18 protein-coding genes and 2 tRNA genes are annotated in these 21,623 nt (G+C 44.6%); 10 read left to right on the plus strand and 10 right to left on the minus strand.

The window, feature by feature from the left end; translation table 11 throughout:
- Positions 1-123: 123 nt before the first annotated feature.
- The gene (locus L1D21_RS01340; RefSeq protein ID WP_239843430.1) at positions 124-549 is read left to right on the plus strand and encodes a hypothetical protein; all 426 of its coding nucleotides are present in this window, start codon (positions 124-126) and stop codon (positions 547-549) included.
- 132 nt (positions 550-681) lie between these two features.
- Here L1D21_RS01340 and galK read toward each other — a convergent pair whose 3' ends face one another.
- The 4 genes from galK to cutA all read right to left on the minus strand — a co-directional run bounded on the left by galK (position 682) and on the right by cutA (position 6,095).
- Positions 682-1,857, minus strand: a complete 1,176-nt coding sequence (gene galK, locus L1D21_RS01345; protein WP_239843431.1) for a galactokinase — start codon at positions 1,855-1,857, stop codon at positions 682-684.
- Between the two features lie 280 nt (positions 1,858-2,137).
- Entirely contained in the window at positions 2,138-3,766 is a 1,629-nt protein-coding gene (locus L1D21_RS01350; RefSeq protein WP_239843432.1) for a cation:proton antiporter family protein, read from the minus strand.
- Between the two features lie 182 nt (positions 3,767-3,948).
- The gene (locus tag L1D21_RS01355; RefSeq protein ID WP_239843433.1) at positions 3,949-5,757 is read right to left on the minus strand and encodes a protein-disulfide reductase DsbD; all 1,809 of its coding nucleotides are present in this window, start codon (positions 5,755-5,757) and stop codon (positions 3,949-3,951) included.
- The gene (gene cutA, locus L1D21_RS01360; RefSeq protein WP_239843434.1) at positions 5,754-6,095 is read right to left on the minus strand and encodes a divalent-cation tolerance protein CutA; all 342 of its coding nucleotides are present in this window, start codon (positions 6,093-6,095) and stop codon (positions 5,754-5,756) included. The genes L1D21_RS01355 and cutA overlap by 4 nt, the downstream gene beginning before the upstream one ends.
- Positions 6,096-6,401: 306 nt before the next feature.
- On the opposite strand from cutA, the gene L1D21_RS01365 reads away from it, so the two are divergent.
- On the plus strand, positions 6,402-6,944 hold the full coding sequence (locus tag L1D21_RS01365; RefSeq protein WP_239843435.1) for an FxsA family protein: 543 nt from the start codon (positions 6,402-6,404) through the stop codon (positions 6,942-6,944).
- Between the two features lie 15 nt (positions 6,945-6,959).
- On the opposite strand, the gene L1D21_RS01370 is transcribed toward L1D21_RS01365, so the two are convergent.
- A complete protein-coding gene (locus tag L1D21_RS01370; protein ID WP_239843436.1) occupies positions 6,960-8,789 on the minus strand; it encodes a protein kinase in 1,830 nt (609 codons plus the stop codon).
- A 199-nt stretch (positions 8,790-8,988) separates the two neighbouring features.
- On the opposite strand from L1D21_RS01370, the gene L1D21_RS01375 reads away from it, so the two are divergent.
- Together L1D21_RS01375 and L1D21_RS01380 are read left to right on the plus strand one after the other, a co-directional pair.
- Entirely contained in the window at positions 8,989-9,333 is a 345-nt protein-coding gene (locus L1D21_RS01375; protein WP_239843437.1) for a hypothetical protein, read from the plus strand.
- A gap of 93 nt (positions 9,334-9,426) precedes the next feature.
- Positions 9,427-10,086, plus strand: a complete 660-nt coding sequence (locus L1D21_RS01380; protein WP_239843438.1) for a thiopurine S-methyltransferase — start codon at positions 9,427-9,429, stop codon at positions 10,084-10,086.
- 178 nt (positions 10,087-10,264) lie between these two features.
- Here the strand turns inward: L1D21_RS01380 and L1D21_RS01385 are convergent, their stop codons facing one another.
- The gene (locus L1D21_RS01385) at positions 10,265-11,281 is read right to left on the minus strand and encodes a porin (RefSeq protein WP_239843439.1); all 1,017 of its coding nucleotides are present in this window, start codon (positions 11,279-11,281) and stop codon (positions 10,265-10,267) included.
- Positions 11,282-12,372: 1,091 nt separating this feature from the next.
- On the opposite strand from L1D21_RS01385, the gene tcdA reads away from it, so the two are divergent.
- Both tcdA and L1D21_RS01395 read left to right on the plus strand, forming a co-directional pair.
- A complete protein-coding gene (gene tcdA / locus L1D21_RS01390) occupies positions 12,373-13,185 on the plus strand; it encodes a tRNA cyclic N6-threonylcarbamoyladenosine(37) synthase TcdA (protein WP_239843440.1) in 813 nt (270 codons plus the stop codon).
- A gap of 390 nt (positions 13,186-13,575) precedes the next feature.
- A complete protein-coding gene (locus L1D21_RS01395; RefSeq protein ID WP_239843441.1) occupies positions 13,576-14,187 on the plus strand; it encodes a superinfection exclusion B family protein in 612 nt (203 codons plus the stop codon).
- Between the two features lie 90 nt (positions 14,188-14,277).
- Here the strand turns inward: L1D21_RS01395 and L1D21_RS01400 are convergent, their stop codons facing one another.
- Positions 14,278-14,406 (minus strand): DUF3149 domain-containing protein, encoded by a 129-nt coding sequence (locus tag L1D21_RS01400; RefSeq protein ID WP_239843442.1) that lies wholly within the window; start codon positions 14,404-14,406, stop codon positions 14,278-14,280.
- A 307-nt stretch (positions 14,407-14,713) separates the two neighbouring features.
- Between L1D21_RS01400 and L1D21_RS01405 the strand changes: the two genes are divergently transcribed.
- Together L1D21_RS01405 and L1D21_RS01410 are read left to right on the plus strand one after the other, a co-directional pair.
- Positions 14,714-14,798 (plus strand) — tRNA-Leu (locus tag L1D21_RS01405).
- A gap of 72 nt (positions 14,799-14,870) precedes the next feature.
- Positions 14,871-14,957, plus strand: a tRNA-Leu gene (locus tag L1D21_RS01410).
- A gap of 194 nt (positions 14,958-15,151) precedes the next feature.
- On the opposite strand, the gene L1D21_RS01415 is transcribed toward L1D21_RS01410, so the two are convergent.
- From L1D21_RS01415 to L1D21_RS01425, 3 genes are all read right to left on the minus strand, one after another.
- Entirely contained in the window at positions 15,152-16,270 is a 1,119-nt protein-coding gene (locus L1D21_RS01415) for a site-2 protease family protein (protein ID WP_239843443.1), read from the minus strand.
- Positions 16,271-16,466: 196 nt separating this feature from the next.
- Positions 16,467-18,137 carry a FapA family protein gene (locus L1D21_RS01420; RefSeq protein WP_239843444.1) on the minus strand — a complete coding sequence of 557 codons (1,671 nt, stop codon included), beginning with the start codon at positions 18,135-18,137 and terminating at the stop codon, positions 16,467-16,469.
- Positions 18,138-18,332: 195 nt separating this feature from the next.
- A complete protein-coding gene (locus L1D21_RS01425; RefSeq protein WP_239843445.1) occupies positions 18,333-19,355 on the minus strand; it encodes a methyltransferase in 1,023 nt (340 codons plus the stop codon).
- Positions 19,356-19,539: 184 nt separating this feature from the next.
- Between L1D21_RS01425 and L1D21_RS01430 the strand changes: the two genes are divergently transcribed.
- Entirely contained in the window at positions 19,540-19,962 is a 423-nt protein-coding gene (locus L1D21_RS01430; protein ID WP_239843446.1) for a hypothetical protein, read from the plus strand.
- Between the two features lie 4 nt (positions 19,963-19,966).
- Entirely contained in the window at positions 19,967-21,622 is a 1,656-nt protein-coding gene (locus L1D21_RS01435; protein WP_239843447.1) for a GGDEF domain-containing protein, read from the plus strand.
- Position 21,623: the final 1 nt, after the last annotated feature.

Raw genomic sequence — 21,623 nt, forward strand, 5'->3', positions numbered from 1 at the left:
GATATTTAATAAGAATGTGGCCATTATCGCAGTTGTCTGATTCAGTGCGGTGACAATCATTGGGCCTAGTGGGCTTAATTGTTTAAATAATTGGTATGTGTTGATTTAAGGGTATTAGCATATATGTATGACACTTCTAAAGAACCTGTTTGGTATGGTGAGCTAAGAACGGCTCGAGGTAACACCGTTCTCATCCATGATAAGGATTTTCCCGAGGCAACTGCGGGACGTGTTTATCTTTATAACACAATAAGAAATGCTGTTATTGAGTATGCAGTTGATATCGTAAAAGTGAATCTGCATGAGCTGACAGATGAAGAGTTGAAAGCTGCTAAATCTGAATACGATGCCAACTGGCAGGCGGCACGTTCGGCATTTATGCAGCAACATTCGGGTTGGATTGAAGCCATTCATGCTAAGCCTGCTCCGGCGCCGAAAAAGCCGCGACCCGAAGCGAAAGATAGCGATGAAGACGACGATGATGTCGAACTCGAAGTCGATAGCTTAGATGATGATTATGATGATTGGTCAGATGACGATGATTCTTAAACGCTAAACATGAGTATGAGGCATATTTCTACTGCCTCATACCTTTTTAATTTATTAAATGATCGCTTATTACTGCTTGATAACCCCGAAAGATTTTCTCGCGCTTTATCGGCGAGACTTTATTGCCTTTTGTTACAACAGATCATAAATCTCATCATCGATGCGGGTTGCCCCATCGCTGGCCGAACAAAGATACACTGTCGCTTCGATCCCCGTTTGCTGCTGATATTGGCTTTCGATGGCATCAACTACCGCATCGGTCAACTCATGATCTACTAGTGCCACCACACAGCCACCAAATCCACCACCTGTCATGCGTACTCCTCCACGTTCACCAATTACCTTGGCAACGATATCGACCAAGGTATCTATTTCAGGTGTGGTGATTTCAAAATCGTCTCGCATCGAGGTGTGAGACTGAGCCATCAGTTCGCTAAGTTTACTGATATTGCCATCTTGTAACGCATGGGCTGCGTTCTGTGTGCGGCGGTTTTCGGTAATCACATGACGGGCACGGCGATAATGAATGTCAGATAATCGCGGTTGCTCGGCTTCTAAGTTTGCGAGTTCCAGGTGACGCAGACTCTCAATGCCAAAATGTTCGGCAACCTGTTCACATTGTAGCTGGCGTACTCGGTAGGCCTCAGCGGCTTCATCAAGCTTCACATTGGAGTTGACTATGATAAGGCTAAGACTTTCTGGAATAGGGACGGGCTCACTGTCGAGATCTTCACAGTCGATCAATAACGCATGGTCTTGTTTTCCCTGGGCACTGATGATGTGATCCATGATGCCGCAGGCAAAACCAACATATTGGCTTTCACCGCGTTGGGCTAATTGGGCGACGGCCAGCGGAGATAGTCGCAGCTGGCAACTGTCGTTGATGGCGGTGCCAAATGCGATTTCCAGTGCCGATGACGATGCCAATCCAGCGCCAACAGGTACATTACCCACTACGGCAATATCCATGCCTTTGGCGGGTAAACCAGAGGCTGCCATAGCAGCGGTAAAGCCTTTAAGATAGTTGACCCAGGAATCATTTGGGTTCATCGAGCCTTCCTGACCGAAATGCCAACTATTTAATTGACCGGGGTAGGCATCCGAGACGGCACGAAATAACCCATCGTCACGGCGTTTTACGGCAATAATAGTATGGAAATTTATCGCGGCGGGGAGCACAAAACCGTCGTTATAATCTGTGTGTTCACCGATTAAGTTAACTCTGCCTGGAGCGAGGTAGAGATCATCTGCATTGGTACCAAAAGTCTGCACAAAAAGTTTATTAGCGCGCTGTGCGGGATTCGACATGCTTTCACACTTCTCAAAAAAAGATAATCACTCTCTGCACCATTTTTGGTCGCAGTCATATTCACAACAGGGTTGTGACTCGTTCCTTATCATTTTTATATCACGACTCAGCTTAGGTATAACAGCGTTTTTATTATCGATTTAGCCGATTATGTTGTTCTGATTATCTAGAAATGAAAAAAACCGCAGGAAATAGTAAAGCCAAGTATTGCACTCGGCTTTAAATGATTATGGGGAAATAGTGCACCTAAATGGTGAAATATTTAACCGCTACTGCTATTTAACCTGTACTGTTTTGCGTATCAACGGCAATGTCGGCTTCGTGTTGTTGCCCTGACTTTAGCTCTTGGATCACATGGTCAACAAAACCGGCACCGGCGGCTTCGTAGAGGTTAAATACACTATGGACGCCAGATTCCTTCAGCGAGGCGGCATCTTCACTGTACTGGACTATGGCGCTGAGTTGGCCTTGATAATTAAGGCGCTTAAGTTGCTCAACCGCAAACAGATTACCCGAGTGATGTGGCATTGCCAGTAGCACTAGCTCTAGGTTGGGGGCGCGATCCAGTTTTTCCCAAAAATCGGTATCACCCGCATCTCCTTGTACTACGTTGCGGCCTTTGCTTTTATGAAAATCCACCAATTCTTGTTTATGTTCGATACCTAAGATCTCACCTTGGAACCGGTTAGCCAGTTCATCGTAGGCACCACCACCAATACGACCCATACCTAAGATCAGAAAACGTGGATTACCAACTCGGATCGGACGATCTTCTGGATGCAGTGGATGACGCTCTAGTTTTTGAAGTCTTGCTTGGTAACGTTGATAGAAGCGGTTGGAAATATTATTCAGTGGCGCCGCAAACAGGAAACTTAAGCTTAAGGCGACCGCAAGGATGATCATCCACTGCGCTGGCAACCAGCCTTTATTGGTGGCAACAGCTGCGACGATAAGCCCGAATTCGCTATAGTTACCTAAGCTAAATGAAGTCATTAGCGAAGTACGAGATCTGAGTTTGAAATAGGTCAATAAGTATAAAAACAGGATGATTTTAATCGGTACGATAAGCACCAACAGCACCGCTAGACCTATGTCGGAAAAACTCGGCAAGCCGTTTAAGCCGACGGTGAGGAAGAAGGCGACCAAGAATAGCTCTTTAAAGTAAAACAGCGATTTTGCCAGCTCGGAAGATTTTGCGTGTCCCGCCAGTAAAATACCTATGATCAAGGCGCCAAGGTCGGGCTTTAATCCCACAAGTTCAAACAGTCCTGCACCGACAACCAGCGCCATGACTAAGCCAAATAGTACTAATAATTCTCCATGGCCGACGCGATCGAAGGCCTTATAAATAAGCGGCTTGGCCAGTGGTAGTAACAATAAGCCAAATGCCCATACCGAGGGGATATCGCCTTTAGAGATAGTAAGAAACAGCACGGCGAAGATATCTTGCATGATCAAGATACCGATGGCGACGCGGCCATAGAGCGACTGCATATCACCTTTGTCTTCCAGTACTTTAACGGCAAAAATGGTGCTAGAAAAACTTAAGGCAAAAGCTAATAACGCCAGCTGGTTGAGTTCGAGTCCACTGAGCTGCTCCAAGCCGAGTAAGCCCAGCAGTTTTAGCAGCGGAACCAAGAAAATAATCGAGCCTAATAAATGAAGACTAGAGCCTGCCCACACTTCGGCCTTAAATAGACTACGGATATCCAGCTTTAGGCCAATGGCGAACAACAGCAGGGTGACACCTAAATTGGCGAATTGCTCAAGTAGCGGCAGGCTTGATTCATCAATGCCAAACAGATATAGCGCAAAACCTGCGACCAAGTAGCCAATTAAAGGGGGGAGGCCGATGCGACTGACAAAGATGCCGCAGGCGAGGGTAATGATAAGAATGGCCGGTTCCATGTTGCTCCTTGGAAATGGGAAATGTCCCTGAATCTAACGCTTCTCTATTGTATAAGAATAGCGTGAACTTTAAATGAAAATTACTGGTTTTGCAGAATGTTATCGTTATGGCTTAATGAGTGATTATCCTAGGTTAGATAATAAAAAAGCCTCATAAAGAGGCTTTTTCATCGAAGTCTAGCCTATTTAGCGAGTAATAAATCCAGATGAGCAGCAAAGGCTTCTGGTTTCATAAAGCCGGTGACGCGCAGGTCATCGCGAAGTTCGCCTTGGTCATCGAACATTAACAGTGTAGGTAAGCCCAGTACGCTGTAATGTTCGAGTAGTTCGATATCGATAGCATCGTTTTTGGTGACATCGGCCTGTAAAAATACCATTTGTGACAGACGTTGCTGCACCGCAGGATCTTTGAAAGTGATGTTTTCAAACTCCTTACAAGCCACACACCAGTCGGCGTACAGATCTAGCATCACAGCTTTACCTTGAGCCTTGGCGTTGGCCACTTCGGTTTCGAGTTCTGCTAATGACTTAATGGTTTTATGGCTAGCCGCTTGAGTGTTGTTGCTGAGGTTATGTGACTGAAAACCTAAGCCATTCATTACCGACTGGAAGCCGTAAGAGAAGCTAGCAAGTAATAGCAGTAGCAATAAAACAGAGCGTGTTGATTGTTTCCAGTTAAATTCACTCTGCTTATTCTGGTGCATTAAGTAACCTGCAAGCGTGATCCCCCAAATTGCCCAAAGTAGGTCTGAGACTAGACCTGTCCATATTCGGCCAAGCATCACGATTGAAACTAAGATTAACAGGAAGCCGAAGATGGTCTTGATGACATCCATCCACGCACCTGCTCTTGGAAGCAATTTACCGCCAGAAGAACCTATGATCAGTAACGGCACACCCATACCCATGCTGAGTACATAAAGAGCGAGGAAACCTTGTAGTAAGTCGCCAGTAGAAGCCACATAGACTAGCGCGCCAGACAGAGGTGCAGTGGTGCAAGGCGAGGCGACTAAACCTGAGATGATCCCCATAATAAATACTCCAGCGACGTTACCGCCTTTCTGGTTATTGGAGAACTTGTTCATCTTCTCTTGCCAGCTCGATGGCAGTTTAATGTCGTACAAGCCGAACATCGACAAACTGAGCACAAAGAACAGAATCGCTAATCCAACTAACACAGCTGGGTGTTGTAGGGCCGCTTGATATTTCATTCCCGCCGAGGCTACCACTAGACCCAAAATCGAGTAAGTGATTGCCATGCCTTGAACGTAAACCATCGACAGACTAAAGGCTTTGGCTGTAGACAGCTTTTCACCTTGTCCGACAATAATACCCGACAAAATCGGATACATAGGGAATACACACGGGGTTAGCGCCAAGCCAATACCTAAACAAAAGAACACCACTAAGGTCCAAAGTAGGCTGTCGCCGGATAACATCTGGGTTAATGAATCTTGTTGTGTAACGGCTGCGGGCTGAGTTTGCGTTGGGGCTGCAGCGGCGACAGTATCAGACTGAGGTAATACGCCATCGTTGGCAGCCACAGCTTGCAGATTGGCATTGCGTTTGGTTGGCGGATAACACAGTTTACCTTCGGCACAGCCCATAAAGGTTACGGTTAATTGACTGTCTTGAGCGGCTTGTTTAATGGCAATAGGGACTTCGACATAGCTGTAATAAACCTGCTGTTCACCAAAGTATTCATCGGTATGAGGCTTGCCTTGAGGTAGTTGGATTTCACCTAAGCTGGCGCCATCGGCTTCAAACACGAGCTTGTCGCGATACATGTAGTAGCCGTCGGCAATCACCCAGCTCAGCTTGATGATTTCACCTTGCTGCTGAAAATCGAATACAAATGCCTGTTCTACGGGCATTAGTTTCGGCTCGTCTTTTAAGAAGCCAAATTTGTTGCTGCTAAAGATATTTTCGCTGTGAACTGCTGGAGCGAGAACGAGTAGCGATGAAAGTAAAAGGAACAGTATTTTTTTCATAGTTGTGTGGTTTCTTTTATCCAATCTAAATAAGCCGTCGAGCCAGAGACAATTTGTGTCGCGATGAGCTCAGGTACCTCATAGGGATGTAAACGATTGATCATCTCAGCTAACTCATCATAACGCTGTTGATGGCATTTTATCTGTAACGCAAACTCTTGCTCTTCACAGACTTCGCCTTGCCATTGATAGACCGAAGTTACCGCTGATGATACCTGTACACAGGCAGCCAATTTAGCATCGACTAATGCTCGAGCTAGCTTGCTGGCGGATTGTTGGTCAGGACAAGTTGTCATGACCAACAAGTAACTATCGTTAACGGTTTCGCTGCTATTCATGGCAGTGTAAGCCTTCTCTTATTGGGTTTTAAAGCTGTTTTAAGTCAAAAGAGTTACACTGACATCTATAGACTTTGGGGCCGAGCGTAATGGCTGATACTTTACGTGTTTTAACATCATCTTGCATTAAGCTATTGCTAAAATAGTGAGCTTATCCAAGTTTGCTAGGGTTATAACGGCTGTTGTAACCCATGGGTAGACTTAGTCCTAGCCCGTAGCTGTTTACACTATTTGCTTGAAAGTAGACCCGTTCGTCCCCATTTAGTTTTCATTGGATAAGAAAAAATTTTCTTCTGTGAGGTCAGTGTGTTTTTCATTCTATTGATTATTTTTGTGCTGGTGCCAGTTATTGAGTTGAATGTACTGATCCGTGTTGGAGAAGCATTGGGCAGTTGGACTACCGTGGGTTTAGTGCTATTTACTGCTGTGGTCGGCGTCTCTTTGGTCAGAAGCCAAGGCATCAATACCTTGATGCAGGTGCAACAAAAATTGGCGCGAGGTGAGGCTCCAGGCAAAGAAATCGTTGAGGGAATGATGTTGGCCATGGCGGGATTACTCTTGTTAATCCCTGGTTTTGTCACCGATTTTATAGGCTTGCTATTATTGACACCTGTGACTCGTTCACCTATTGCGGCTGTGTTGTATAAACGTATGCAGTTAAAAGTAGTGGGTAAAGGTGGATTCCAGGCAGGCTTTGGCCCTGGTGGTTTTGGGGCTGGCCGATCACCTTTTGGCGATCAACAAGATGAAGGTAATACTTTCGATGGTGATTTCGAGCGCAAGAGTGACCCTACTGATAAAAAAGATGAATCCCATCAACTCGATGATAAAAATGACCCTAAAAGTTAATCGGTTAATCAGTGATTAACCTTCGGCGGTAATTGCCTTAGGGTTTTTAGGGTAGAAGTGATCGGGTTTGCTATCAATATGGGTAAAGCGGCGAGTGTTTTTATAGGGTAGCTTCATAAAGCCTGACACCCCTTTGCCCTGAATCTTATCGACATGACTTAAAATGCGGTCGAGGCTGGCACGAAATGCCGCTTGCTTGCGCGGATTGAGCAGTCTCAAGTAGCTGTGAATTTTCATGTGATTGGGTAATGCCTCGAAGATGATACAACCGGTATGGTGAATTTGGTTGATACGGCCAAGCTCAGCCATGATCTCCGCAGGCAGCTCCAGATTTTCGTCGGGATCTCGACCATCTTCGAAGTAAGAATGTAATCTTGATTTATCTTCTAGCGATGGCACATCACCCACTTCAAAAGGCAATTGCAACTCTGGATTGGGAATAAAGGGCTGTGTGGTATCTTCACGCTCTAAATGCAATGTGTCGCGGGCATTAAAGAAGCAGGCTTTAAATACCCCGATACGGCGAATACCTCTGGCTAAGGTCACCATATTATTTACCGCTAAAACTAAGGCGGCTTTCTCTTCACCGTTATAGATCGCCAAGTTGGAGTCGATAAACACCCCAGATTCTTGCCAGTGGATCGCTAATCCACCCACAATAGAGTATTGGCCGATGCGGCTTACTGCGGCGATAAAGCCCTTCTCGGTATCGCCCATGCCAGCCATAAAGTTGCGGTAATATTTTTCCAGTTGCAGATCATCCATTTTGGCGATGGGATCGTCGACATTATGTTCTTTCAGAAAAGATTTACGTGAGCTATAGGTGACGGTTTCGACGTCTTTATTACGTGCCAGCTCCCACACTGGGATCTCGGCTGTCAAAGGTGGCTTAGGTAGCTCAGGAAGCAGCAGTCTGTGACTCTGATTCATGCTTTTAAGAAAGTAATCTCCGGCTTTATTGCGCGTAGCGGGATCATCACTGAGCATGCCGTCTAAGGTTCTGGCAAGCTCAATGGGTAATCCTATGCTGGTGGCGGGAATCACCTTGCTGCCAAAGCGGCTCGATTGTCCCGATGCCAGTGCATACAAGGTGGCAGCCACACCTTGCTCGTCGAATCTCGGGCTGGATAGGGCACCGTTAAGTTGCTCTTCACCAATAAAGTACACATCGCCCATGCGCGCATTGGTATGTTGCTGATCACTAGAGAGTAGATCCATTACATTACCGTTGACAGGGTCGCCGTTGCCGTCACGTTGGGCAAATACTGCCGAGCCCCAATCGATTAAAGAGAGATGATGGGTCTGTAAGTCATACACTAAATTTGAGGGTTTAATATCGCCATGCACTAAAGGGCGACCGTGATGTAAATACTGCAAAATATGCGCGAGTTGCCTAGCAATGCTCATGATGATCGGCACTGGCAGCGCCCCTAAGCGTAGACAGAGTTTATCGAGATCCTCACCGGGCGCTCTAGCCATCACTAAGATGCCCTGTTTACCGACATGTTCAAATTTAATGACAGGTGGCACATTAGGGTGCTTGACCTGCGACAACATAAAAGCCTCTTCCTCAAGGCGATCTTGAATATGCTGCGGCAAGGTGAGGCGCGAAAATTTAAAAACATGGGCATGATGATATTTATCTATGCCCGCAAAAACAAAGCCATAGGCGCCTTTACCCACCAGTTCGATATCGTGATAACCCAGCTTACTCAGTTGCTGTTTACACAGGCGGATCCAGGCGCGATGTTTACGGGCATCATCGGCTTTGAGCAGATAAACAGATTGCTCTTCTGAAATATAAAAGTGCTGGAGTTGTGGTGTTGGCGTGCTTGAGTTAGGCATCATTGGCATATTTTCAAGGGGATATTGTTTTATAGCAAGAACGGCGCCTAATGCACAATAGCTAGATTTGCTGGCTCTGTGATTCCTAACGCATTTTTTCGGCGCCGATGTTGACCTATATCAATCTTGCTAAATAGGCATAAGGGTAATCTGAAACTAACATAAATTAAGCCTCTTAAATTTGAAGAAGGAGAGGGTTATGAAGGAACCAGATAAAGCCCTGTTAATTGAATTACTCGCTTATCCCAGAAGACGGATCGTGCAATCGATGGAGTTGAGATATTGCCCTCATGCTGGTTTTTTTAATAGCACCGATCCTCAGTGCATTCATTGCCATCAAGGCATGGAGTGTACTTGGATGAATCATAATGATGAGTTGGTCGCGGTGGAGCGTAAATCGGTGCAGGAGTTGAAGCAGCAGTTGTTAATCGCTGTGGATTTTATCGATTCAAGCCTGACGCCACACCACCTTTCTCGGCGTAATTGCGAATGTGAAAATTGTGTCTGGCTGCGAAAGGTACAGAAGGTGTTAGATCTACCTTAGCCACATGCCTGAGCACTAGGCTCGTTTTGCATCTGTTTGGAGTTGGTATTAGAGTAGCTGGCATTATTGGCTTTCTATACGGATAGAGATGGTATGCAACCAAGTTTTTGGCATGATAAATGGGCATCGCAGCAGATCGGTTTTCACCTGGGAGAAGTAAATCCATTACTGATTAACTATTGGCAGCAGTTAGGCGTTGCCGCTGGTGAACAGGTGTTTGTTCCTCTGTGTGGCAAGAGTTTGGATATGTGCTTTTTGGCCGAGCAGGGACTCGATGTTATCGGTTGTGAGCTTAACCAAAGCGCCGTAGAACAGTTCTTTAGTGAAAATCAGCTCAGTGTACAGCACAAAACTTTGGATGAGCATCAGTGTTATCAAACGGAGCAGGTCACCCTCTATCAAGGTGATATCTTCAGTTTACCCGCTCAATATCTTGAGCATGTTTCCGCATTCTATGATCGAGCAGCGCTGATAGCCTGGCCAGAAGAGATGCGCCTGCAATATGCCAAGCAGCTTGCTCGGCTTATTCCGGCTAGCAGTGTCGGTTTACTCATCACCTTAGACTACCCTCAGCAGGCCCTCAGTGGCCCACCCTTTGCGGTATCCGATGATTGGGTGATGACTAACATGAGCGCAGATTTCGAGATTGAACGCTTAAGTTGTCTTGATGTACTGGCAGATAACCCAAGATTTATTAAAAAGCAGGTTCCTTGGCTAACTGAGTCGGTATATCTTTTGAGGAAAAGAGGCTAGTTGTAGCTGCACAATCTGAGTTTCTTAGCTTGAGTTACTTAGCTTGAATGACTGAGCTTGAAATACGGGCTTGAGATGTGAGCGCTGCGCCACAGAATCTGAAACACGGTAAAGCGTAAAACAAAAAGGCGACATCGGTCGCCTTTTTTATCATATTTGAGCCTGTTGCTCAGATGATTTAGAAGTCGTAACGAACACCAACAGTGAATACGTTATCATCTTCTAGGTCCATTTTTAGACCGCCAACTTTGTAGTCACCTTCGTACATAGCATAGTGGCCATATACTAGCGTTGACTTAGCTACACGGTAGTCAGCACCAACAGTGATCTGTTGTACGTTGATGTCTGTACCAGCTGCAGCTTGCTTAGAGTATTTACCGAAGCCTGCTTCATCAATACCGTACTCAGCTTTTAGGTTAATACCGTTTAAGTTGTAAGCCACGTTAACGAAGTAAGTGTTGTTGTCATCAGAACCGTCAACAATGCTTTCTGAGTTTTGGAATAGGCCACCAATTTTGAAGTCGCCAAGTTTAACTTGAGCAACACCACGGTATGCGTCGATACCAGCAATACCTTTGTTGTAAGCTACAGCAACATAGTAGTTTTGCGCCTTGAAGCCTTTATCACCTAGAGTTGCACTTAGTGCGTACTGGTCATCAGCATCGGCAACACCTGCTTGATTGTTATCTGTCATCAAGTAAGTGGCGTTGATTGTTACTAGGTCAGCAATTTTTGGAGAGTAGTACCAGATACCATCTGCACTACGAGTTTGTGCACCCACTAAACGGTCGATATCGGCGTTAGAGTTACCGAATAGGTCGATGCCGCCTTCAGATTGCTTAAATACGGTATCGTTACGACCAACAAGTACAGTACCTGCTGCGCTCTTAATACCTAGGAAAGTGTTACGAGCTTTGAAAACATCACCGCTAGAAGACGTGTTTTCTACTTGGAATTCCATTTGGTAAACAATATCAAGGCCATCAGAAATAGTTTCTGAACCCTTCACACCTACGTTTGAGAAGTTATTCTCAATTACAGTGCCTTCTTTACCTTCTTGAGTGGTAACGCCTGTGTCTGAGTTAGTTAAAGACAGGTCTAGGCGGCCATAGAAGTTAGGACCGTCTGCTAACGCACCGAATGAAGCAAGAGTTAAAACTGATGCAACAGATGCAGAGATTAGAGATTTTTTCATGTGTGTGCTCCCAAGAACTAAGTTCTTTCCATTTTTGTAATGGTTATTAACATTTTCTTTATTTTTTGTTCCAAGCGTCCAATCCTGCAACAAATCTGGGCTGAGTTTACAGTTTTATGTCATTAAGGTTGTGGCCTAGATCAAACTTTTGTCCTTTCACCTTAGCTTTCAAACTAATTTGTGAGTGTTTGGTCTATTTTGTACATAATTTGTACTGTGTTTGTAAAAACACAGCGATTTAGCCTACTTATAAAGGAGTAGTCAAAAATATTGCGTTAATTTAACTGTAACTTCATAAGTGAACGCTAAAATTGTAGGTGTTTTGCTAACAAATGCGCCTAAATGTTTAAAAAATGTACCTTTTATGCGGATGACACTTTAATTGTGTGATCTTGATCACCAAAATAGCGGCTGCAGTAAACCGCTGAGCTACATTATCCATCTCAGTGTTTCGAATTTGTTATGAGTGATAATGGGTGACAAATCGGCGTTACATTCGTATTTGGGTTTAAATAACCTGAGCTCTGGATAAGCAGAGCCGCTGAATAGGCATCTTTGCGTGCCTTTCTGCGTTGCTCTGCCTAACAATAGCTCGCTATGGTGTACGACAGAGCGCCTTGATATGCCCAAAAATCTGCGCATTCAGTCAGGAAATAGACTTTCCTTTTCGAACTAATCCTTTATAGCATTGAATTTGCTTGTTAAATTTAGATTTTCCGACACTCGTTATCCCGAGTTCAGGTTAAATATGGCATTTGTTGTCAGTGGAAATTGCTCGGAGTTTAATCTTTAGGAATCAGATTAATCTTGGTGACTGTTCTCGGTTTGGTTTGCTGTGATAGCTTCTTTGATTGTCGCTCGGCGAGGTATTATACCAATCGCAGTAATTATCAGATCATTCTTGCTAGTTAAAATCGCCGATAATCCAGTTGTACATTTTGTAATTAGAATAACTGGTTACTGCAATTTACGCCTTTTCTCGACAATTTTTCCTGTGCCCTTTTCTGTTACAAACGGGCTGATCACTAATTTACTTTGATTGGTATTAGGATAAAATCCACGGCTAATGTTATTTGCTTGTGGAGCACACTTTGAGTCAACCTATATTAACCGATGCTTACCTCAATCGTTTTGCCGGGATCGGACGACTCTATGGCGTTTCAGCATTACAACAATTCTCTCAATCACATGTTGCTGTTGTAGGTATAGGCGGCGTCGGTACCTGGGTTGCTGAGTCATTAGTTCGTAGTGGTATAGGTGAAATTACCCTTATCGATCTTGACGATATCTGCGTCACTAATACCAATAGGCAGTTACATGCCCTCAAGCAGACCATTGGCAGTTCTAAAGTCGAAGTGATGGCCGAACGGCTGAGGGCGATCAATCCCGAATGTAAAGTAAATGAAGTGGAAGACTTTATTACTACAGATAATCTTAACGACTACTTTAACGGTAAGAAAGTGGGGGGCAGCCTAGATTACGTGGTTGATTGTATCGATGCGGTAAAGCCTAAAGCCGCTTTAATTGCTTGGTGTAAAAGGCAAAAACTACCCATAGTGACTGTTGGTGGTGCGGGTGGGCAAACCGATCCGACGCAAGTTCAAGTGGCTGATCTAGCTAAGACTTATCAAGATCCTTTATTGGCAAAAGTCAGAAATCTATTAAGACGCGAATACCATTTTTCTAAAAATGTGCAGCGTCGATTTGGTATTGAAGCGGTATTCTCTACCGAACAACTTGTTTATCCTCAAGCCGATGGCAGAGTTTGTAATACTAAAGCCACAGCTGAGGGAAGCATGCGTATGGATTGTGCTTCAGGGTTTGGTGCAGTAACCGTGGTGACGGGAACTTTTGGTTTTGTGGCGGTGAGCCGAGTGCTAAGTAAAATTGCGGCCAAAAGCTAACTAAACCGATCAGTAAAAGATGTGACCGCTCAGTGAGAGCTTAGCGCTTCAGAGGCATGCTCCTGCATTAAGGGCATTCAAAACATCCCAGTTGATTGCAATGAGTAAAGAGTATCGTTACTCTCCGGTCAAACTCGTTAACACAGCATCAGCAGTGCTAAAACTCGCCTGTTAGGCGTGTTTTTGGCTTGCGACTTCTATATTGAATGGCTTCACAAGGAAATAACTATTCCATCATCCATTTACCTTGATGAGTTGCCAAAAAACACACTGAGTAGAGCACTTCCTTATACAGATTGGTATTAGGTAATCGGTTTATTGACTGCAGAGCTTGGCACTATATTTGCTTTAGCTAGTGTCTATACAGTTTTTTTGACACTAGGTATCGGGATGGACAAGCTCAATCGTTTGTTGTTTAAACACATAATGCCAAAACAAGTGATCTTCAATTCGATCTTGTGGTTGACCTTGGTCAGTGCCGCGTTACTTTTTGCGCCAGCAACATTGCTCAGTAGCTTGCAGTTAGAGGGTATCGTCACTCAATACGCACAATATATTGGCTTGGGTTTGATTGCCGGCAGCGCTTATCTTTTGATGAAACTGGCTAATTATGGTCTCGACGAAGCTATTAGGCATCTTCGCAATAAACGCACCATCGAACTGATTGAGCAAAAGGTGTTACTACTCGACCCTACTGAGCGTGCCTTATTACGTGAGTTTTTCTTACAAGGCGTGACGGTATTAACCTTGCCAGAAAATGAAGCAGCGGTAAAAAGCTTACTCGAAAGCAATATATTGCAGTCGTTAGGTAATCAAAAGCATTACGCGATCCAAGGACCTACAGCCGATTATAAGATTGCGATGCTAGCACGAAGTTATCTTAATCGTCAGGTATTACGTTTGCCGGTAGGAGAGCCAAACCAAGAGCAAATGCAATTATTGCTGAAGGCGCGACCTCATTTCGTCCATAGCATGGTATCCAATCGTAAACATGCGGCCTAAAAGATAAATCTGAATTTGACATAAAAAATGGGGGCTTAAATGCCCCCAAAATGTATCTGAAAAGTGCGTTGAAAGTCAGTTATGAGACCTTTATTGTGGTTTTGACTTCGATATAAACATCCAAGTGAGGTATGACATGATACCTATGGTTGCGAAAATAACGATCATAGACATAAAGCCTATGGGGTGACCAAACATTAAATCTAACCAAAATGCCATTTGAGAAATCCTCTTTCGCAATGTTTATATTGATGTCATGTCTAAATTAGCGCGATATAAACTAACGGTTTTTGATCTTGGACAATAATTTGCTATCAAAATGATCATTTTTGGCATCGTTAATGTTAAACCTGCGCTAGGTCACATTGGGTATTGGGGCAATAAAAGTGCAAGAAAGTGGCTTGAAGGCTGAATTTTGCTCATTCGATAAATTGCTGTCGTCAAAAGACTTGCCATTAGCTAAAGCAAAGGTATAATTCCGTTCACTTGCTGAAAGCAAACCTTTTAGTACAGTCTATTTGATAATGCCGGAGTGGTGGAATTGGTAGACACGACGGATTCAAAATCCGTTTCCTTCGGGAGTGACGGTTCAAGTCCGTCCTTCGGTACCATTATCAAAAAGCTCTCTTTACAGAGATTAAAACCTGCTTAGAGAGCAGGTTTTTTTATGGCTGATTTTCAATGCAGATGTGGTGGAATTGGTAGACACGCTAGCTTCAGGTGCTAGTGGCTTAACGGCCGTGCGAGTTCAAGTCTCGCCATCTGTACCAAATTTTAGAACCTTGCTTATGCAAGGTTTTTTTATGCCTGAAATATAGTGTGTCACTGTACTTCCCTTAGTCATGCAACTCGATATATGGTTGCACTACATTTTTGGGGTTTAGTCTTAGTAAAATCATAAGGGAAGCCGATGGCTTCCCTTTTAGCGCTTTAGGTGATGCTCTATTTAATCATCATAGCAATGCTAGCTCTGCAAAATTTTCAGTGGCAGGCCAAGCATGTCATCGCCCGTTCCGGCAAAATACCAGATGATGCCGATCAGGGCGCCAACGGTGAGTAGATACCAAATTGCCGAGAACACTTGGCCGTACCTGTCTAGCGGTAGCAGATGGCTTTGATGGCGGGCCTTCCACTCGAAGCCTATTTCCAAACTGCCGATCAGCAGTAAAAAACCTAATAAGGCTAGCCCAAGGCTGTAACTGATAAATACCCCGATAGCTGCGCCAGAAATACAAGCGATTAAGCCGATAATGCTGTTCATCGAGAAGCTAATGCTTTTTAGTATGTGGCCACCGTCCAGTGGCAGAATAGGCAACAGGTTAAACAGATTCAGTAGGGCATTAAAGGTGGCAAGGCCTGCAAAGAAGATATTACCCGTGATCCAATAAGCGATCAGCGAAGCGATCGACATAAACAAGCCAAAGGTGGGTCCCATGATGGATATCACCACATCTTGCCAACGGGTGTTAATTTTCTCATCACTAAGCGCTAGGCCGCCCATAAAGGGGATAAGATAAATACCTTTGGTTTTCATGCCGAAATATTTCATTGCCCGAATGTGACCATACTCGTGAAACATCAAGCAGGCGATAAGCGCTAAGGCAAACTGAAACGAAAATAGCCATGAGTAGGCGGCAATACTGGCACCTGCAAGTACTACTTTTATCATCTTGGCACTTTTCAGCAGCTTGAAGCCCAATGATACTAAGCCAACGACGCTGAGTTGTTTTTTGACTTTAATGGGCTGAACCGGCGTTTGGCGTTCGATATCTTTACTGTTACGGCTGCCTTGCTCGAGCACTTCATCTTCGGTCAGCAGGCGATAGTCGAGTTTAAAAGGTTGCCAGAGCAGATCGACTTCTAAAGTGATTTTGATGCTGTTAATGGTGTTGGGTTCACCTTCTGCAGTGGTAGCTTGTGACTGTTGTTTTAGCTCGAATTCATGATTGCTCAGGCCATCATTTTGGGCTGAAGCTTGTTTGACCGAAACCAACTGATTGTCCCAATAGAGTTGTTGCCAACCCGCTAATGAGCCTTCTAAGCGCAGCTCTTTTCCTAAACAGTCTATTCTGAGCAGTTCCACGTAATATCTCTTAATTAATGTCGCGTTATAGTGGCAAATTATGCCTGTAATACCAATGAGTATAAAGATGTGATTGCTCGCGAGAATTTAGCGTTTCAGAGGCAAGGCCCTACTGATTGGTATAAAAGGCGATGAAATAAATGGCGTAGTGAGAGTGAGGTCTCGACTACGCCAGACAATGGTAGGTATGACGATATTAGCTACGGCTACTGTGATCGAAATGGATCTCTTGATTTTCGTTTACCACGATACAAGGACCATGCTCACGCTGAGTCCGGTTAAAAGCGGGGCCAATATGCAATTCGACGTTGGCAAAAATATGTTTACTGGCCTGAATACGGTAATGGCGGTAATAGTGCTCAATTTCTTGTTCGACTGAACGATATTCCGCTTCTTCTTTGGCTGCATCGGCCTGAATGCGACGTTTTTCTTGGAGCATGCCTTTGACTTGCTCCACCATTAACTCATCATCCTGCCACTGAGCCTTCGGCGGCAATTTATTTAGGCTGGCTTCAATATTCAGTCTGGCAACCGTCATCTGTTTCAGACGGTGATCGAAATGTTTGAGTGACTCTTTGAGTTCACTTTGATGCATAGCGCAATAAATTTCAGTTTTGGTACCCGCTGTGGCGCCTATGATCACCGCCTTCACCCCTTTATTCGCCTCCACGATACCGCCAACCAGATCACCACGGCGTTCGCTGGAGTCACTGACAGTTAAGGTTTTTGAGGTTGCAGTATGACTGTGGAGTAACTGTTTGGTGACTAAGATGTCACCTTCAGCCTTGAGTTCTGAGTATTGAACAAATTGGGCCGAAATTTGCCCCTTGGCATGGAGTTTAGTCGATAGCTGATCATCTTTAAGCTGTCTGCCTATCACACCTTTACTGACGGTGATATCGCCCTCAGCAATTAACTGGGCCGAGTCGACAAATCCCATGACGGTAATATCGCCTGTGCTTTTTACTACCATGCCTTCGTGGACATCACCGCTGACTAAAATACTGCCTTCGAAATCGACATTACCGAAACCGATATCGACATCTTTGATCTGTAAAACGTTATCAACCTGCATACCCGTTTGGGTTTCAACCGGCTGGCCTGCAACCGAGGCGATTAATACGTTGGGATCAGATTCGAGCAGTCGGCTTCCGGTTCCCGGTAGCATGTTGGTATCTTTACCCGGGGTAGCAAGTAGGGTTTCACCTTTGACATTGTAACCAGGGCTGCCCTCTGTGGCAGGGGTTTTAACCATCAAGATATCGTTGGCTTTTACCATGATCACTTCACCCAAGTTGCGCATATCGACCGTGCCGTCTTCGCGCTCTTGGGGTTGCAATAGCCTTTCCCTTGCGAGAGGCACCTTACGTTCAACTTTGGCATTTTTTCCTTGAATAGGTGCTTTGCCTGTAGCAATGATGTCGCTGCAGCTTAGTCCGGGTTCAAGCTGGCTGAGTTGTTTTAATAACGATTGGATTTTCTGCTTGCTCAGGCCTAACTTGATCTTGTGTTGTTTCAAACTGTTAAGTATGTCTGGCAGGGTGATTTCGTGGCCACCCCAAGCGGCGAATAAGGTCATTTCCGCTTGCATGGCATCTTCACTGATTAGGATTTCAATTTTGCCATCTTGCTGTTCGGCAATCTCATAAATCAGCTCTGATTTTCCAGCGTCTTGATTCACTAGTTGATTGATTTGAGTGACGGCTTGCTCAATGACCTGAGTTTTAGGTTTTAGGGATGAAAATTCAGGGAGGCCAAGCAGTTCATTAATCGCATCTAAAGTCACCTCGCCGTGAGTGTTGGGGATGACTCTTAATTCGGCGGTACGTTTGTCACTGCTAAGTTGTATAAGCCCTGGAGCCAGCATAGGTTGATTCCGATGTTTTATTTTTGTTATTAGTGCATGTGTCCCGAGTATAACAGCATAAAGTTTGACCTATGAAGTCTTTATTTATGAACAATTTGAACTGTATCAGACGATGATCTCATTTTGCTATTATTGTCAGATAAAATCACTGATATTTGAGCCAGCAAAAGTGATTTACCAGCTCAACATCTGAGCCTAACGATTGGAATAAACTTTATAACGATTGTTTTCAGCGGTGACATTGACGCTATTAAAATATTGGGCAATCACATCACTGTAGGGCAGGTGGCGGTTGGCGACGATGCGCCATTGACCATGAGCTTTGAGCTTTGCGGCGCTATCTTGTACAAATTGAGCCGCAATATTCGTCGTGCTGTTTAAGCCATCATGAAAAGGTGGATTAGAGATAATGGCATCGAATGTGCCTTGAGCTTGGTTGAGTCCGTCAGAAGGATAGACTTTGGCCTGCATACCATTAGCCGCTAGAGTTAACTCACATGCTGCCAGTGCCATGGCATTAATATCGACACTCTCGACTTCAAGTTGTGGGCAAGCCTTGAGCAGGGCTGCAGTGATAACCCCTGCGCCACAGCCAAAATCCAGTACTCGCCCTTGGAGCGATGGCAAGTGTTCGAGTAACAGCTTGGTGCCTTCATCGAGACGTTTTTCACTGAATACACCGACTAAATTACAGATGGTAATGTCGCCTTGTGGCGTGTTGAGTGAGTATTGACTCGTCCAGTCTTGCAGCTTGATGGCTGGCGCCGATGCAATAAGTTCGCTGCTAAACAGCAGGCAATGACGTGCATTATCCAGTTTGGTGGCACTATCGAAATAGGCTGGAAGCTGCTTAGGAATAGAGCGAACTCCCCCCTTATTCTCACCGACAATATAAAGTTCGCCAGCTTGTTTTAAATGGCAAGCAGCGAGATTGATTAGATAGGGAGCTAAGCTTTTAGATTTTGGATAGAAGACCACGACACAATCAAATAATTGCTCATTTGGCAGTTGATGACCAAAGTGAACTTGTAAACGTGAAGATTGCTGGGATTCGAGCTGTTGATAATGATTAAAGTCTAAGGCTAAAGCGGTCACATTCGCGGCATTGGCTAGCAGATCCTTAGCTAACTGGTCACTTTCAAAATTTATCAGTAAAACGTTTTTTGATTCAAAAAGCTCACTGTTTCTTAAAATAATTTGTGAAGGATTAGATAGCACGGAAAACCAATATCTGAGAGGAAATTTGGCTTAATTATATCCCCTACACATATCTTAAGTAATTATTTTATTATGTGATTTTATGCATTTTTGTCTAAGCTGTATTGTTGAGCTGTATATCCTCTTAGAAATTAAAGAGGTTTTAAACAAATGGAATGCTTAAACAATTAACTAGGACGGTGAAATGCAGCGTTTGTGGACATGGATGTTCTTACTGATTTTCTGTTGCTGTCCGGTTATGGCAGTGCCGGTTCTCATTCATCCCTCTGTTGATTCTCAACAACTGCTACAGCATTTAAGGTTTAGCCGTTACAAGCCGCAACCGTATGAGGAAGGTGGTCACAAGCTCCATGTGCTAGTTTTGCCTTCTAATTCATCGATTCACCGACAGCCTTATGGTCAACAATTGAGCTTGACGGCTCATTTATTACCATCAGGTGTATTGCAATCTAGATGGGAAACATCAGCGTTTTCAGGTGTCGTTATCGAATATGATCAAGTTACCAATACCTTACGGGAACAACCATTGGTCAATCTAAACGCGATAGCGCAGCAACAGCCGAGGGCGTTACTGGTTGTTGAACCGTCTTACAAGTTGCAGTGGTGAGCTCATGCCGATAGCCTTGTTACCACAATTTTTAAGCATTAAATGGAAATTACTGCTGGGGGTTGTTTCCATTTTGACTCTCGTTGGTGGATTAATGGCGGGCTTTGCTTATTATCAACTGCTGGGTCAGCAAAAGGTGTTACTTGAATCTCAGCGAGATCAATTGGCTTTGGGACTGAGCTCATCAATAAACACGGCGATTGAGCATTCATTTCAAGCGGCAATGCAGCTGGCATTTGTTGCCAATCATAATAATGCTCAAGGTGCTGAAGCGTATCGGAACATGTTGCAGCAAGATTGGCTTGATATTCAGCTGTATTGGGGATTAAGGTCGTTTAGTCTCTACAGTCTTGATGGCATAGAGCTAGCCCATGCCGGTCAGCCGCTCACAGAGAATGATCTGGCTTGGATATTGTCTTCTGAGGCGTCCTATGAATCCACTTCTCGGGTGATCTGTGTGGAAAGTTGTGTTATCCAGATGTTGATCCCAACATTGGTTAATAGCAAACCGCACCTGTTTCTATTTGAATCAACTCTATCCGAAGTTCTGAGACATTTTCCAATTGATAGCAATATCGAATTGGCCGTGTTGGGAAAGAGGGTGCAGCCTGAGAGCCAGGAGCAATTTTGGCAACGAAACTTATACAGTATTAGCAATCACCCAAGTAATTATAGTGTGCTGCGTTATATGGCGGATCACTACGATTGGCCGCAGGTGATCTCGGCCGATACCATCTTTGAATTCAATGAACTCCGTTGGGCAGTTTGGGCTTTTCCTCTGGATAAGGCTGATAACTCTCCTGAGATGGTGGTGTTAGTCGGCTTGGAACAGTGGCAGCTGATGCTCGAGGCCTTCCAGCAAGGGATGTTGGGTACCTTGCTATTAGGGCTGTTGCTGGCAAGCGGTTTTATCTTGTTGATGGTGTGGCGACCGGTACGGCGCCTTGCCAAACATGCCAATTTGCTGCCTCTACTGGCTGAACATGATTTCGATGCCGTGCGTGCAGATACTCCACAAACGAAAGGGTTTATCCCCGATGAAATTGATTTGATCCATCAGGCGACCCATAAATTAGCCCTTAAAATGGAAGGACTGGAAAATGATGCGGATCAGTTTACTCAGGAGCTACAGCGACAGGCGATGTTAGATCCGCTAACCGGATTGCCCAACAAATCCATGCTGGTTAGTGAAGTTCAAAAAGCCATTGCTTGTATCGGTGTCACCAAAGAAAAGCTCGTCCTGCTATTTCTCAATCTCGATGAGTTTAAACGTATCAACGATACCTTAGGGCATATACAAGGGGATGAACTGCTGAAAATTATCTCGGCTCGATTAAATAACAGTGTGCGTGAGGTGGATACGGTATTTCGACAAGGCGGCGATGAGTTTTTAATTTTACTACGGCAGGTGCAGGAAGAGCATGAGGTGCGCACCCTGATCCACCGTATTTTTGCATCGCTACAATATCCCGTTGTACTGGGAAGCCATAAGTTAATTGTGACCACCAGTATTGGCGTTGCTTATTGTGATGAGCCAACCTTAGCTGCAGAAACCTTGATCCAATATGCGGGGCTGGCTATGTATCAAGCTAAGCGAGCCGGGCGCAGCAATTTTCGAGTGTTTGACCATGAGATTGGCGTTGCCAAACTGGGGAGCTGAA

This window comes from Shewanella sp. Isolate11, assembly GCF_022398315.1.
Classification (GTDB): domain Bacteria; phylum Pseudomonadota; class Gammaproteobacteria; order Enterobacterales; family Shewanellaceae; genus Shewanella.